At 37.4% G+C, this 14,299-nt stretch carries 13 protein-coding genes; 2 read left to right on the top strand and 11 right to left on the bottom strand.

Going from position 1 to position 14,299, the window contains the following annotated elements:
* The first annotated feature begins 96 nt into the window (after positions 1 to 96).
* Positions 97 to 3,120 carry a TonB-dependent receptor gene (locus KKG99_02830; GenBank protein ID MBU1011916.1) on the top strand — a complete coding sequence of 1,008 codons (3,024 nt, stop codon included), beginning with the start codon at positions 97 to 99 and terminating at the stop codon, positions 3,118 to 3,120.
* 32 nt (positions 3,121 to 3,152) lie between these two features.
* Positions 3,153 to 4,595, top strand: coding sequence for a RagB/SusD family nutrient uptake outer membrane protein (locus tag KKG99_02825; GenBank protein MBU1011915.1), 1,443 nt, complete (start codon positions 3,153 to 3,155; stop codon positions 4,593 to 4,595).
* A gap of 73 nt (positions 4,596 to 4,668) precedes the next feature.
* Here the strand turns inward: KKG99_02825 and KKG99_02820 are convergent, their stop codons facing one another.
* The 11 genes from KKG99_02820 to KKG99_02770 form a co-directional block, all read right to left on the bottom strand.
* A complete protein-coding gene (locus KKG99_02820; protein MBU1011914.1) occupies positions 4,669 to 5,157 on the bottom strand; it encodes a histidine phosphatase family protein in 489 nt (162 codons plus the stop codon).
* 5 nt (positions 5,158 to 5,162) lie between these two features.
* Entirely contained in the window at positions 5,163 to 6,389 is a 1,227-nt protein-coding gene (locus KKG99_02815; GenBank protein ID MBU1011913.1) for a dipeptidase, read from the bottom strand.
* A gap of 156 nt (positions 6,390 to 6,545) precedes the next feature.
* On the bottom strand, positions 6,546 to 7,547 hold the full coding sequence (aroF, locus tag KKG99_02810; GenBank protein MBU1011912.1) for a 3-deoxy-7-phosphoheptulonate synthase: 1,002 nt from the start codon (positions 7,545 to 7,547) through the stop codon (positions 6,546 to 6,548).
* Positions 7,525 to 8,322, bottom strand: coding sequence for a tryptophan synthase subunit alpha (trpA, locus tag KKG99_02805; GenBank protein ID MBU1011911.1), 798 nt, complete (start codon positions 8,320 to 8,322; stop codon positions 7,525 to 7,527). The genes aroF and trpA overlap by 23 nt, the downstream gene beginning before the upstream one ends.
* A 1-nt stretch (position 8,323) precedes the next feature.
* Positions 8,324 to 9,499: a tryptophan synthase subunit beta gene (trpB, locus tag KKG99_02800; GenBank protein ID MBU1011910.1), complete on the bottom strand. Its 1,176-nt coding sequence runs from the start codon at positions 9,497 to 9,499 to the stop codon at positions 8,324 to 8,326.
* Positions 9,489 to 10,118 carry a phosphoribosylanthranilate isomerase gene (locus KKG99_02795; GenBank protein ID MBU1011909.1) on the bottom strand — a complete coding sequence of 210 codons (630 nt, stop codon included), beginning with the start codon at positions 10,116 to 10,118 and terminating at the stop codon, positions 9,489 to 9,491. The genes trpB and KKG99_02795 overlap by 11 nt, the downstream gene beginning before the upstream one ends.
* Positions 10,115 to 10,918 carry an indole-3-glycerol phosphate synthase TrpC gene (trpC, locus tag KKG99_02790; protein MBU1011908.1) on the bottom strand — a complete coding sequence of 268 codons (804 nt, stop codon included), beginning with the start codon at positions 10,916 to 10,918 and terminating at the stop codon, positions 10,115 to 10,117. Before trpC ends, KKG99_02795 begins: the two co-directional genes overlap by 4 nt.
* A complete protein-coding gene (gene trpD / locus KKG99_02785) occupies positions 10,918 to 11,904 on the bottom strand; it encodes an anthranilate phosphoribosyltransferase (protein ID MBU1011907.1) in 987 nt (328 codons plus the stop codon). The genes trpC and trpD overlap by 1 nt, the downstream gene beginning before the upstream one ends.
* Before the next feature lie 37 nt (positions 11,905 to 11,941).
* Positions 11,942 to 12,502 (bottom strand): aminodeoxychorismate/anthranilate synthase component II, encoded by a 561-nt coding sequence (locus tag KKG99_02780; protein MBU1011906.1) that lies wholly within the window; start codon positions 12,500 to 12,502, stop codon positions 11,942 to 11,944.
* Positions 12,499 to 13,914, bottom strand: coding sequence for an anthranilate synthase component I family protein (locus KKG99_02775; GenBank protein ID MBU1011905.1), 1,416 nt, complete (start codon positions 13,912 to 13,914; stop codon positions 12,499 to 12,501). The genes KKG99_02780 and KKG99_02775 overlap by 4 nt, the downstream gene beginning before the upstream one ends.
* A gap of 47 nt (positions 13,915 to 13,961) precedes the next feature.
* On the bottom strand, positions 13,962 to 14,132 hold the full coding sequence (locus KKG99_02770) for a hypothetical protein (GenBank protein ID MBU1011904.1): 171 nt from the start codon (positions 14,130 to 14,132) through the stop codon (positions 13,962 to 13,964).
* Positions 14,133 to 14,299 lie beyond the last annotated feature (167 nt).

Raw genomic sequence — 14,299 nt, 5'->3', positions numbered from 1 at the left:
AAATTTGCCTTACAAAAACATCTTCGAAATATCAATAATCATCAACAAACATCAATATATTATCTATTAAATTATTACTAACTTAAAAATCAACCCATGAAAAAAATCTTCTTTTTACTTGCATTTTTTGCATTCGTAGGTTCACAATCCTTGTATGCGCAAAATCGGGTAATTTCAGGAAAAGTTACCTCATCCGAGGATAACTTAGGTATACCCGGAGCAAATATTATTGTTAAAGGGATGCCTACCATTGGAACAACGACTGATGTTCAAGGACAATTCAGTTTAAGTGTTCCACAAAATGCAACTACACTTATTTTTTCCTTCATTGGGATGACAGCACAAGAGATTGAAATTGGAAATCAATCTGTCATAAATGTAGTGTTGAATCCATCAATGGCCAGTCTGGATGAGGTTGTTGTTGTAGGATACGGAACTCAAATTAAACGTGATTTAACAGGTTCCATTGTAAAAGTAAATACAGAAGAGTTGAAAAATATTCCAGTACCTAGCTTTGAAGAAGCAATTCAGGGTAAAACTTCTGGCGTTTTTATTGAGAAATCAAGTGGTAAACTTGGTGAATCAATTAAAATGAGAATTAGGGGGTCATCTTCTGTTTCTGCTGACAATCAGCCATTATATGTCGTTGATGGAATGCCAATTACTGCAACCAGCCAAGGTGTTGGTAATAATCAACCAACAAGCCCATTGGCAGACATTAACTTTGCCGACATAGAATCAATTCAAATTTTAAAGGATGCTTCTGCAGCAGCAATCTATGGTTCAAGAGCCTCAAATGGGGTTGTATTAATTACCACAAAGACAGGAAAATCAGGAAAAACCAATTTCAGCCTCGATTATTCAGTTGGGTTTAGCGAGCCATCAAGATTAAGGGAATGGTTAAACGCTGAAGAATATCTTGATTTATTTACTGAGGCTATTCACCGTTCCCCTGATTATGATCCTAATACTGGATTATTATGGGATTGGTTAGATGTTCCCGGATTATTCAACCGTTACGTTAAAGGATGGGATGGTGGACATGATACTGATTGGCAAAGTCTTGCTTTTCAGAACGCCGGATCACAAAGATTAAATTTTTCCACAAGTGGCGGTAATGAAAAAACTACATTTTATGCAGGTTTTACCTATGATGACCAAACTGGTATTTTATTAAAGAATGATTATAACAAAATTAGTGGAAGAGTTAGCATTGACCATCAAGCTTCTGACAAACTAAAATTTGGCATTACTACAAATACTGTCAGATCTGAAACAAACAGAGTTGCTAACGACAATGCATTTGCTACTCCGCTTCAATTAGTAGCCCTATCACCAATGCAACCAGCTTATGATGAGAATGGAGAATTATTCACAAGAACAATCTATTATAATGGATTAATTTCAGCCAGAGATTCGCATGAAAACACCGTTGTTTTCAGAAATTTCTCTAATGCTTATGCTGCCTATCAAATTACACCTGAACTTTCATTCCGTTCTGAATTTGGATTAGATGTTCTGGAGCAAAGAGAAAATAACTTCTACGGAAGGCTTACTATTGGTTCCGGACCAGCAGGTGAAGGTGAAGCCAGAACTGTTAGGGTCGCAAATTATAATACCAATAACTACTTTTCATACGCAAAAACCATTAATGAAAAGCATGAAATTTCTGCTACAGCCGGTATGTCATTTCAAAAATCCAATACCGATGTTCAATACATCTACGCAATTGGATTCCCAAGTGATGATTTCCAAACATTGGCCAGTGCTACTGAAGTAACTAGTTTTTCAACAACTAAAACTGCTTATAGTTACTTATCCTATTTCCTCCGAGCAAATTATAAATTAAGTGATAAATATTTAGTGGCACTTAGTGGTAGAGTTGACGGTTCTTCTCGTTTCGGTAAGAATGCCAGATATGGTTTCTTCCCAGCAGCTTCAATGGGATGGATTATTTCTAACGAAGATTTCCTTATGGATCAATCCACCATTAGTTTCTTAAAACTAAGAACAAGTATTGGGGTTACAGGAAACTCTGGCATTGGTGATTTCGACCACTTAGGTTTATATCAAGGAGTTAATTATGCTGGCACCCCCGGTATCAGACCAACTCAATTAGAGAGCCCTGATTTGGCTTGGGAAACAACCACACAAATGGACATTGGTATTGATTTCGGGTTATTTGACAACCGTGTAACCGGTGAAATTGATTATTACATCAAAAAAACATCAAACTTATTATTAAACAGAACCCTTCCAGGAACCTCAGGTTTCACCTCCGTAACTGAAAATATTGGAGAACTAAATAATAGAGGATTTGAAGTTGCACTACATTCTAATAATTTAACCGGTGTGATCAAATGGTCAACCGACTTTAATATTGGTTTTAATAATAACGAAATTGTAAATATCAATGGACCTGACATTATTGTTGGCGTTAACCGAGTAAGAGAAGGCGAACCAATGGGCGTTTTTGTAATGACCAAATATGCCGGAGTTGATCCAGACAATGGAGATGCACTTTATTATATTGATGAAACCAGTGACGCTACGACCAATAATTATGGCTCAGCCCAAAAACAAGTTGTTGGTTCACCAAATCCTGATTTTACTGGTGGGATGACTAATACTTTGTCTTATAAAAACTTTGATCTATCCTTTACCTTTAACTTCGTTTATGGTAATATGATATACAATGGTGGGGGTCAATATCAATCAGCTAATGGTGACTGGTGGGATAACCAAACCAAAGATCAATTAAATTTCTGGAGAAACCCAGGAGACATTACAGACGTTCCTGAAGCCAGATTTGCTTCAAGCAACGGAACCAGAGAATCATCCAGATATTTATCAGATGGTTCTTACTTAAGGTTAAGAAATGTAACTTTTGGATATAACTTACCAAAAAGCATAACATCTAAACTTAAACTGGACAGAGTCAGGTTATATGTAACAGGTGTAAACCTCTTAACTATTACGAATTATACAGGATGGGATCCTGAAGTAAATTATACGGGGACCGGAAGAACAACTCAAACCTTTAATATTGCGCAAGGAAATGACTTCTATACTGTTCCTCAGGCTCGTACGATTACTTTTGGTGTAAACGTAGGATTTTAATTATTATCATAAAAAATCTAAAAAAACTAGATATGAAAAACATAAAATATCTCATTTCATTATTTGCAATAATGTTAATGATGGTGGTGGTATCCTGCGACAAGCAACTGGATCTTAAACCACAACAATCAATCGATACAGAAACAGCTCTCGCCACTTCGGCTAGTATTGAAACACTATTGGTAGGTGTTTATCAAAATATGAGAAGTGCAAGTTTATGGGGTGGCAACTTTAACGAATTTAGTGAATTAACTGCCGCAACTACAGATATGCATTTTATTGGATCATATGCTCAACCCGAGGAATTTTTTGATAAAGAAATCATCGCCGATAATACTTACTTACGTGGTAACTGGAATCAAGCATATTATGTTAATAATATGATCAATACAATTTTATCTGGCTTAGAAGTTGTAAATGAGAATATCAGACCAAGAATTGAAGGAGAAGCCAAACTTGCAAGAGGTTGGTTATTGTTTGAAATGACCAGACTTTATGGCAAACAATTTGATTTTACTTCACCTGCAAACAATAATACAAACTTAGGTGTTCCAATAGTACTTACTCCTACGCTTGTTGCTGCTGATGCCATTAATGTAACCAGAAATACTGTTTCGGAATGTTATACACAAGCAATTGCAGATCTTACTGCTGCAAAAACACTCTTAGCACCTTATGGACAAAACGGCACAAATCTATCTACCTATGCCGCAAGTGCTGTTCTTGCAAAAGTTTACCTACAACAAGGTAATTATGCTGCTGCAGCAACTGAAGCAAGCAGGGTAATCGAACAAGGAGGTTATAATCTGATGGCAACCCCAAGACTAGCTCATAACAATGCAGGCAATGTTGCAGAAGATGTTTTTGCATTCCAAAATAACACGGCTAGTAATGTAGGCACACTTGCTGTTATGTATGCCAGCTTAAATGACGCTGGCCGAGGTGATTACGAAATACGTGATGGATTCCTCAATATATTTGAACCGGGTGATTTACGCGGAAGTTATCAAGGGCCGGACGATATGGAAGACTCATATACTCACGCAGATGTAAGTTCCATGTATTATTATGGAGTTGGAGGTATTCTTAACTTTGGTGGAACAAATACGATTAAGTGGGGCAACTACTATACGAACTTGCCAATGATTCGTTTGGCTGAGATGTACTTAACCCGTGCTGAGGCTAATTTTGAAGCCGGAACATCGACCGGAGCAACGCCTCTTGCCGATATCAATAAGATAAGGGGACGTGCAGGACTGACAACTCCACTTACATCAGTCACCCGTGATATCATCAGAATGGAACGTTATAAAGAATTATGTTGGGAAGGATTCAGATTGCATGATTTGAAAAGATGGCATATAAACATTGGGTCGATTAATTACGATTCATGGGCTATAATTATGCCAATACCATTAAATGAATTAGAAGCCAATCCAAACTTACAACCAAATCCCGGTCAGTTAACTCCTTAAGATTAACTGAATCATAAACTAAAAAAGGTGCAGAATTCCTGCACCTTTTTTAGTTTTACTGAACATGAATATCTTAGTTTAAGTGAAGAAGTTCAACTCTTCTCAATGTTTTTGTTACTTCAACAATATATAAATTTCCAAAATTATCATCCTCTATATCTTTATATTTTTCCTTTTCTATCAGTTTATTCACAAAAACAGGAATCGTGTTGCTATGCCCAACAATAAGTACGGTTTTGCCTTCCGTCTCTTTTAAAAATTGTTTAATATCAATTTTAGTAGGATGATAAAGAGTAATTTCCAGATTTTGGCTTTGAGCAGTTGGTTGAGAAGTTGCAATTGTTCTTAAGTAGTCGGTTGAATAAACTGCATCAAACTTGATATCTTTAAAAATTATTGCCCAATTTTCGGCTCGTAAAATTCCCTCCTCTGTCAATTCAGGATTTGGATTATCCACAACTTGCTTTTCAGCATGTCTGATTAAATAATAAGTACTTACCTTTTGCGAAAAAGAACTAGTTATAATCAGCAAAAAGCAAAAGGCTAATATTACTTTTCTCATTTTGTTTAAATTTTATTTTGCGATGCATGATCAATTACTCTTTGCCAGAAATTCAGGAAATTTAATCCCAGAATTTTATCAACATCTTCTGCACTATAACCACGTTTCACTAATCCTACGATCAGATTCGGATAACCCGAAACATCTTTCAACCCTTCGGGCAAACTATCACCCACACCTTCAAAATCAGAACCGATACCCACATGATCAAGCCCAACAAGCTTTACTACATAATCAATATGATCTATTAATTCATCGATACTTGCATATGGATATGGATATTTCTTATAATAATCCCTGTTAAATGTTTCTGCTTCCTCACTCTTGTAGTTTACTCCAGTATTGTGAAGGAATTCATCAAATGCCAGATGGTATTTATCCCGGAAAATATTTGCATCTGGTCTAAGGAACCCCGAACCAAATGGGATCCCAATCACCCCTCCTTTTTCGGCAATCATCCTGATCATTTCATCCGTTAAATTACGCTCAAAACCGGGTGTGTAAAATCTAACACCTGAATGAGTTGCTGCAACCGGGGCTTTTGAAACTCGCATTATTTCATAAAATGAGCTGTCGGATGCATGGGATACATCAATAATCATCCCTATTTTATTCATCTCATTCACCAACTGTTCTCCAAATTCGCTTAATCCATTCCAAATTCTGATTGAGTCGTATGATGAATCGCAGATGTGATTGCATTTGCCATGAACAATGGTGACATACCTTATCCCCCGATCATAAAAATATTTTAAATTATTTAAATCTCCCATCAATGGTGCTCCATTTTCTAATCCCAAAGGAATAGCCATTACCTTGTTTTTAAAATTGATTTTTACATCTGCTGGTGAAAGTGCTTTTGCCAGCTTATTCGCATTTTTTGCAAACAGCTGATCTAAAAGATCGAGCTGATGATTTGCATTTTCCATGGCTTCAACTTTTCCCTCAAGTTCAGGAGAAACATAAACGGCCAAGAATGGTGCATCCAAGCCCCCTTTTTGGGCTTTCAGATAATCAAAATTGCTTGCATTTTCGAGTTTTGAAACATCATCAAACTCCTCAAAAAGCCAATTCGGCAAATCAATGTGAGAGTCGATGATGATCGATTCTTGGGCAATTTTATTGGCCTGCTCTTCAATACTTAATTTTTTATTTTGAGAACATGAAATAAATATGGTGGTTGTGACCAGAACAAATGTAACTTTACGGAAAAGGGTAAGTGCAAATTTCATAACTGATATTTTAGGTTTTTGAATAAGTACGAAATTAAAGAAATTAAGGGTTCTACCTGAACCAAATACCAATAAATCGATCAACTGCTGAATCTTTGCGTTAAATCATTTGCGAAAACAGTTCAACAAAACCCCAATAATAATCCCCAATCACCTCTACGTCAAATCACTTAACATCCTCACTTTAGTGACCAAAGCTTCAAATTCTTCAAAATTCAAGGATTGAAAACCATCGCTGAGCGCATTTTCAGGTTGACGATGAATTTCAAGCATGAGGCCATCCGCACCTGCAGCAATGGCTGCTAATGACATGGGTTCAACAAATCGCCGGATTCCGATTCCATGCGAAGGATCAACGATTACGGGTAGATGCGTTTTTTCTTTTAGGATGGGGACAGCGTTTAAATCCAGGGTATTTCGGTATGCTTTTTCGTAGGTACGAATGCCCCTTTCGCATAAGATCAACCGCTCGTTTCCACTTGAAAAAACATACTCTGCCGATTGCAGCAATTCATCAATACTCCCACTAATTCCGCGTTTGATCAATACGGGCTTATCCACTTCGCCTAAGGCCGAAAGCAGATTAAAGTTTTGGGAATTTCTTGCACCGACCTGAAATATATCAACATAAGGATACATCTGTTCAACCTGGCTTACCTGCATCACCTCCGTAATAATTTTCATCCCTGTTTCACGTGCAACAGCATGAAACCTTTTCAAGGCTTCGAGACCATGCCCCTGAAAGCTATATGGCGAGCTCCTAGGCTTAAATACCCCTCCCCTGATAATTCCTACGCCATTCTTTTTAAGTATGCTTACCATGTCCCTGATCTGATCTTCACTCTCAACAGTACATGGACCGGCCATGATGGTTTTAGATCCATTGTTGATTTTGATTTCATCACCCAAATTAATGGTGGTATCACTCACTTTCCACTTTCTACTTACCAGTTTATAATCTTCATTTACACGATGCACATCTGCCACCCCTTTTAATTGACCAAACATTCGAATATCAACCTCATTCTTACCGATACATATCAGGTAGTTATTTTTCTGTGTCTTCACTTCTGTGGATTGAAAACCCAATTCGTTTATCCTCCTTTTGATCGCTAATTTGCCAGCTTCGGATAGATTATCCGTTAATTGTATGATCATTTTTTAAAATTGATTTGATGTAAGTGTGAATGTTTTGTTCAATTGATCCATCTTCAGAAATTGCTTTTATGAATGAACTCCCAATGATGGCGCCTCTGGTATATTTGCAAGCTTGTAGGTAAGCATTTCTGTTATTGATGTTGAAACCTGTCAATATGGGGTGTTTTAATTCCATCTTTTCGAGTTTTTCAAGAAATGCTGTTGAATCGGAAATTCCGTTTTTCGACCCGGTTGTACTTGCCGAAGAAACCGCATAAATAAAGGCGGTTGAATTTTGATCGATTTCCAAGATCCTGTCCTCGGATGTTTGTGGGGTGATCAGTAAAATATGATGCAACCCATATTGTTCAAATAATTCCTTCAATTCTGATTTGAAAATAGCCAAGGGTAAATCTGGGATGATAAGCCCGGAAATCCCGACCTCCAGACATTTCTTACAAAATTTTTCATTTCCGAATTGAAGTATCGAATTATAATATCCCATCAACAAAAGCGGAATTTTTACAGTTGTTTTAATCTTCAGGAGTTGATCGAAAAGCAGTTTAAGAGTCATCCCATTATCCAATGCTTTTTGTCCACTCTGTTGAATTACCGGGCCATCGGCTAATGGATCGGAATAAGGAATTCCGATTTCCATCAAATCAACACCTGATTTCTCACAATTCATGATGATCTCGCCAGTATCCTTTAATGACAGATATCCGGCTGTTACGTAGATGCTCAGCAAATTCCTTTTGTCAGATTCAAGCAGTGAACTTAGTTTGTTATTTTTCATTTTAATCTTGTATTAAGTCTAACCTTTGATGATATACATCCATGTCTTTATCGCCTCTTCCACTTAAATTCACCACAACAATATCATCTTCTAAGGGCTTAATTTTTTCAAGGGCGGCAAGGGCATGTGCACTTTCAAGGGCAGGAATAATTCCTTCCAATCGGGTTAGTAAATATGCCGATGCCAAAGCTTCTTCATCAGTTGCATTTTTATATTCAACCCTGCCACAATCATTCAAATAGGCGTGAACCGGCCCTACCCCCGGATAATCCAACCCTGCAGAAATGCTGTATGGTTCCACAACTTGTCCGTCCTCAGATTGCATTAAGATGGATTTGCTGCCATGCAAAATGCCGGCACGCCCCAACTTCAAGGTAGCAGCAGTTTTTCCGCTTTCCAATCCGAGACCGGCAGCTTCAACTCCAATCAATTTCACTTTTTCATCTTTCAGAAAAGCATGAAATGCACCTATGGCATTGCTACCACCGCCCACACATGCTAAAATATAATCAGGGCTTTTGAAGAGCTGATTTTTGATTTCAATTCCGATAACCGACTGGAAAAGCCTTACCATTTCAGGATATGGATGAGGTCCAACTACCGAACCAATCAAATAATAGGTATCCTCGGGATGGTTGATCCAATCGCGGATAGCCTCGTTGGTTGCATCTTTCAGGGTTTTTGTACCACTATGTACCGCTCTGACTTCAGCCCCCAACATGCGCATTCGCTTTACATTTGGTGCCTGCCGATCCATGTCGACTGCTCCCATGTAAACAATGCATTCCAGTCCCATTAAAGCGCAAACGGTTGCCGCAGCAACGCCATGTTGTCCTGCTCCCGTTTCAGCAATAATTCTTTTCTTCTTCATTTCATTGGCCAACAAAATCTGACCAATGGCATTGTTTATTTTATGGGCACCCGTATGGCACAAATCTTCTCTCTTCAAGTAGATTTTTGTGTTGTAATGCGCTGACAAACGCTGAGCATAATACAAAGGAGTTGGCCTGCCAACATATTCTTTGAGCAATTTATTAAAATTGCTTTGGAAGGGATGAGTATTGACAAGCTTTTTAAATGCCAGTTTAAGCTCATCAATATTTGGAACAAGCAATTCGGGGATAAAAGCCCCGCCAAATTCCCCATAAAATCCAGTTTCACTTACATTAAAATTCATCTCTAATCCGCTTTATAAAAAGGTTTATCATTGTTACATCTTTTAATCCCGCTTCAATTTCAAAGCGGCTGTTCACATCAATGGCATATAAATATTCACTTTTGATTTTTTTAATTTCATCCAGATCATCTAATGAAATTCCGCCACTTATAAAAAATGGAAGCTTAAGATGATATCGATTTAACAGATCCCACTTAAACTTTTTGCCGGAACCTCCATATTCACTCGTTTTGGTGTCGAATAAAAAGAAATCACAGCAATCGACATAAACTTGTAAATTTCCAAAATCAAAATTTTCATTTATACCAAAAGCTTTAACAACAGCGTACCCAGCATTTTCCAATTTTTCACAAAGCTCAGGGCTTTCATCGCCATGTAACTGAACGGTTGTAATTTGAAATTCACGGCAAATTTGTTTGATCGCATTAAATTCTTCATTTACAAAAATCCCCACTTTTTGTATATTTCCTGAAATTGTTGAAAGCTGCATGGCATTCAAATCGTGAACGGCATATCTTGGTGATTTTTCGTAGAAAATAAACCCCAAATAATCGGGATTTAAATCTGCGACTGCCTGAATATTCTCAGTATACTTCATTCCGCAAACTTTTATTTTCATCCGGCTTCCTCCAGTTTTTTAAGTAATTTGATAAAGGCTGCACATTTCAGGTGCGGATTGGCCGATTGCATAAAATGTTCTCCCATTAAAAAGCCTTTAAATCCATGAGATTTGAGTTGGATAATATTTTTCGGATCGTTGATCCCGCTTTCGCTTACTTTAATAAAATCATTGGGAATAACCTTTGCCAAATCGATAGAAGTTTGGATGTTAACACTAAAATCATTCAGGTTTCGATTATTGACACCTACCAGTTTTGTGAACTCATTTGGATATTTTTGAGCCTGTTCTTTGCTATGAACTTCAAGCAAAACTTCTAATCCCAATGTATTGGCAAAGGCAGCCAGCTGCTTTGTTTCTTCCGGACTCAAAACCGAGGCGATCAAAAGAATGGCATCTGCACCAATGCTTTTGGCTTCGATGATTTGATATTCATCAAAAATAAAATCCTTTCTCAAGATCGGGCAATAGTTGAACTTACGGGCGATGGTCAAATATTCACACGATCCGCCAAAAAAGTTTTGATCGGTCAGAACCGAAATGGCCGAAGCCCCGGCCTGCATATACCCGATGCTGATTTTTTCAATATCTACATATTCGTGAATCATTCCCTTACTCGGTGATTTCCGTTTAATTTCTGCAATGATTCCTGCTTTATCTTCCCTTAAAAGATATTTTGATAACGAAACCATGGGTGTTTGGAAATAAACACTTTTTTCCAATCTTTTTGTTGGGAAGAGTTCTTTCTTCTCCTTTAACTCAATTTTCTTGAATTCAATTATTTTATCCAGTATTGTCATCACTTAATTAAAGTTTTAAAGCAGTTTAAAGCATTACCCGATTCGATTGATTCTCTTGCCATTTGAAAACTATCAGCTAAGGGCAGTTCGGATTTTGCACAATGGATTGCAAATCCGGCATTCGCAACAACCACATTTTTATGGGCTTGAGTTGTATTATTATTTAACACATCCATAAATATTTTGGACGATTCCACAATGGTATCACCCCCATAAATCTCATGAGGTAAAATCGAATTAAGATGAATATCCTGAGGACTTAGGATTTGCTCCTTATCTGCTGAAATTAATTTGAATTTACCCGTTAAAGAAATTTCATCATAACCATCCAACGAATGAATGATATAATACGCATGATCGGTTTGTTGGTATAAATAGTTGTACAAACGAGCCAGTTCGAGCGAATAAACACCAACGATTTGCTTTTTGGGTTTGCTTGGATTTACCATCGGACCCAACATATTGAAAAAGGTTTTAATTCCCAGCTCACGTCGAATTGGAGATACAAATTTCATGGCCGGGTGGAACAAAGGGGCATGTAAAAAGCAAATTCCGGATTCTTCAATTTGCCTTTTTAAAATACTTTCTTCACTTGTAAATTTATACCCGAAATACTCCATTACATTTGAAGAACCGCAACTTGAACTCACCCCATAATTCCCGTGCTTCGAAACTTTGATTCCTGCTCCGGCAACCACAAAAGAAGCCAGTGTTGAAATATTAAAGGTGTTTTTACGATCTCCTCCCGTTCCGCATAAATCAATGGGATCAAATTCTGATAAGTCAATTGACAAACTCAAATCAAGTAGTGCATCTCTGAAACCTGAGAGTTCCTGAACAGTAATACTGCGCATTTGATAAGCTGATAAAAAAGCTGTGACCTGGCTCTGATTATAAATTCCTTCGGCAATATCAGTCAGAATATTTTTAGCCTGAGAATAATCCAAGGTTTGGTGTTCGAATAACTGATTTAAAATATCTTTCATACGTAAATAACTTGTTTTTTTGGTTGTAAAAATTTAATTAATGATTTAGAAAATTTTGAATGATTTGCTTTCCATTGGGGGTCATGATACTTTCGGGATGAAACTGCACGCCCCTCACATCGTATGTTTTATGCTTTAACGCCATGATTTGTCCATTTGCATCGGTAGCGATGGTTTCTAATTCTGAAGGTAAATTTGGATCGACAACCCAGCTGTGATAACGACCTGCCATGAATTTCAGTGGAATTTGCTCGAAAATATAATCATTCATAACAAGCTCAATTTCAGATACTACTCCATGATATACCTGCTCAAGATTAATCAATCTGCCCCCGAAAACTTCGGCAATGGCCTGTTGCCCTAAACAAACGCCAAAAATGCTTTTTCTTGGTGCAAACTCTTTGATAACTTGCTTTAGAAAACCTGCATCATTGGGAACTCCCGGCCCGGGCGATAGTATGATTTTGTCGTACTTGGCAATTTCTTCCAAACGGAATTTGTCGTTTCTAATAACATCTGGGATTACCCCAATTTCTTTAACAAGATGAACCAAATTGTAAGTAAACGAATCGTAATTATCGATGATCAAACAGTTCATATTTCTTCTGCTTTTACAATTGCTGCCCTTACTGCAGCAATCTTGTTATTAACCTCGTTTAATTCATTTTCCTCCTGGCTTTCCACCACAATTCCGGCTCCTGCCTGATAAATCAACTGGTTGTCTTTACTCAGAAAAGAACGGATAATGATGGCATGGTTATAATCTCCGTTCAATCCGATATAGCCAACTGCTCCTCCATAAAACCCACGTGAATGATTTTCATAGCGATCGATCAACTGCATGGCTTTGATTTTTGGGGCTCCACTTAAGGTTCCTGCAGGAAAGGTGTCGGCCGCCAACTGAATGGTATTACTATCTGGATTTATCTTCCCTATTACTTTGCTTACCATGTGTATCACATGCGAATAATATTGGATTTCGCCATAAACTTCAACCTCAACTTCACTTGAATTACGGCTCAAATCGTTTCTGGCCAGATCGACCAACATTACGTGCTCGGAATTTTCCTTCACGTCCAGTTTAAGCTTTTCGGCATAAATCCGGTCTTCTTTTTCCGAATCCTGACGTCGGTATGTCCCTGCAATAGGGTGTATTGCAGCTATGCCATCACGAACCGTTAACTGTGCCTCGGGCGATGAACCGAATATTTTATAATCGCCATAATCAAAATAAAACAAGTAAGGAGAAGGGTTGATGGCCCTTAATGCGCGGTACACATTAAATTCATCACCCCTGAATTTTTGTTTAAATTCCCTTGACAAAACAATTTGGAAAACATCCCCGATCCGGCAATGCATTTTGCCTTTGGAAACCAAATCCATGTATTCCTCATTTGTCAGATTCGCTATTTCCTCTCCATCAATTTTAAATGGGAAGCTTGCATAATTCCTATTTTCGATAAGCTGCTGAACATCTTTAATCGTCATTGCTGAATGAGTATAACCTAGAGGTCGATGGTCAAAAATGTACAGTTCATTTTTAAAATGATCAAATACCAATATAAAACGGAACTGGCTATAAATCATCTCCGGTATTTTCTTGTATGCTATTTCTTTTGCTTCTAGTTTTATATCCTCAAAATACCTGATCGAATCGTAGGCAGTATAGCCGAAAATACCGTTATCGCTAAATGGGAATTTTGATTCTGTTTCTGCGAATTGCGAAACAAAATTCTTAAGCAGTTCGACAACAGTATTCTTTTCATTCAAATTGAATTCGATAATCTGCGTGTTCAGCTGAAATTCATAGGCCCTGTTTCCATCCACCTTAAAGGTAAACTGAGGTTCGCAACAAATGTAACTGTAGTTGTTTTCCTTGCTGTGATAATCCGAACTCTCGAGCAATAATGAATTTGGGAATTGATCTCTCAATTTCAAATAAGTGCTGACCGGTGTAATGGTATCGGCTAGGAGTTTTTTGTAAATTGTGTTAAATTTTATTTTACTCATTTTTTAAATTAATTTAATAGCTATATAAGGATATTTGGAAATTCCTCCTACAATTGAATTTCTGTAAGTGGAGGATAAATATCAATAAATGTCAGTTCGAGCCCGTCGAGAACTGTTCCCAAACTTTTAACCACATCTCGACAAGCTCGATGTGACATTTGCTGCATCCCTAAACTTTCCGACAATATCATTCCATTATTTTTGATTTTAAATTTCACAATCATTTTAAAAAAAAGTCTTGTATCATGAAAAAAAAAGACCCGCCGAAATCGGCAGGTCTTCATTATTTTTTTTGATATTAAATAATAGTCTGTCTATTCAGCACTCACCGAGTATTGAAAGACCACCACCAATTATTTAATACTATATTTTTCATTCTTATCTG

The organism is Bacteroidota bacterium (assembly GCA_018816945.1).
In the GTDB taxonomy this organism is placed as follows: Bacteria; Bacteroidota; Bacteroidia; order Bacteroidales.
This window is presented reverse-complemented; position numbering and strand designations above follow the sequence as displayed.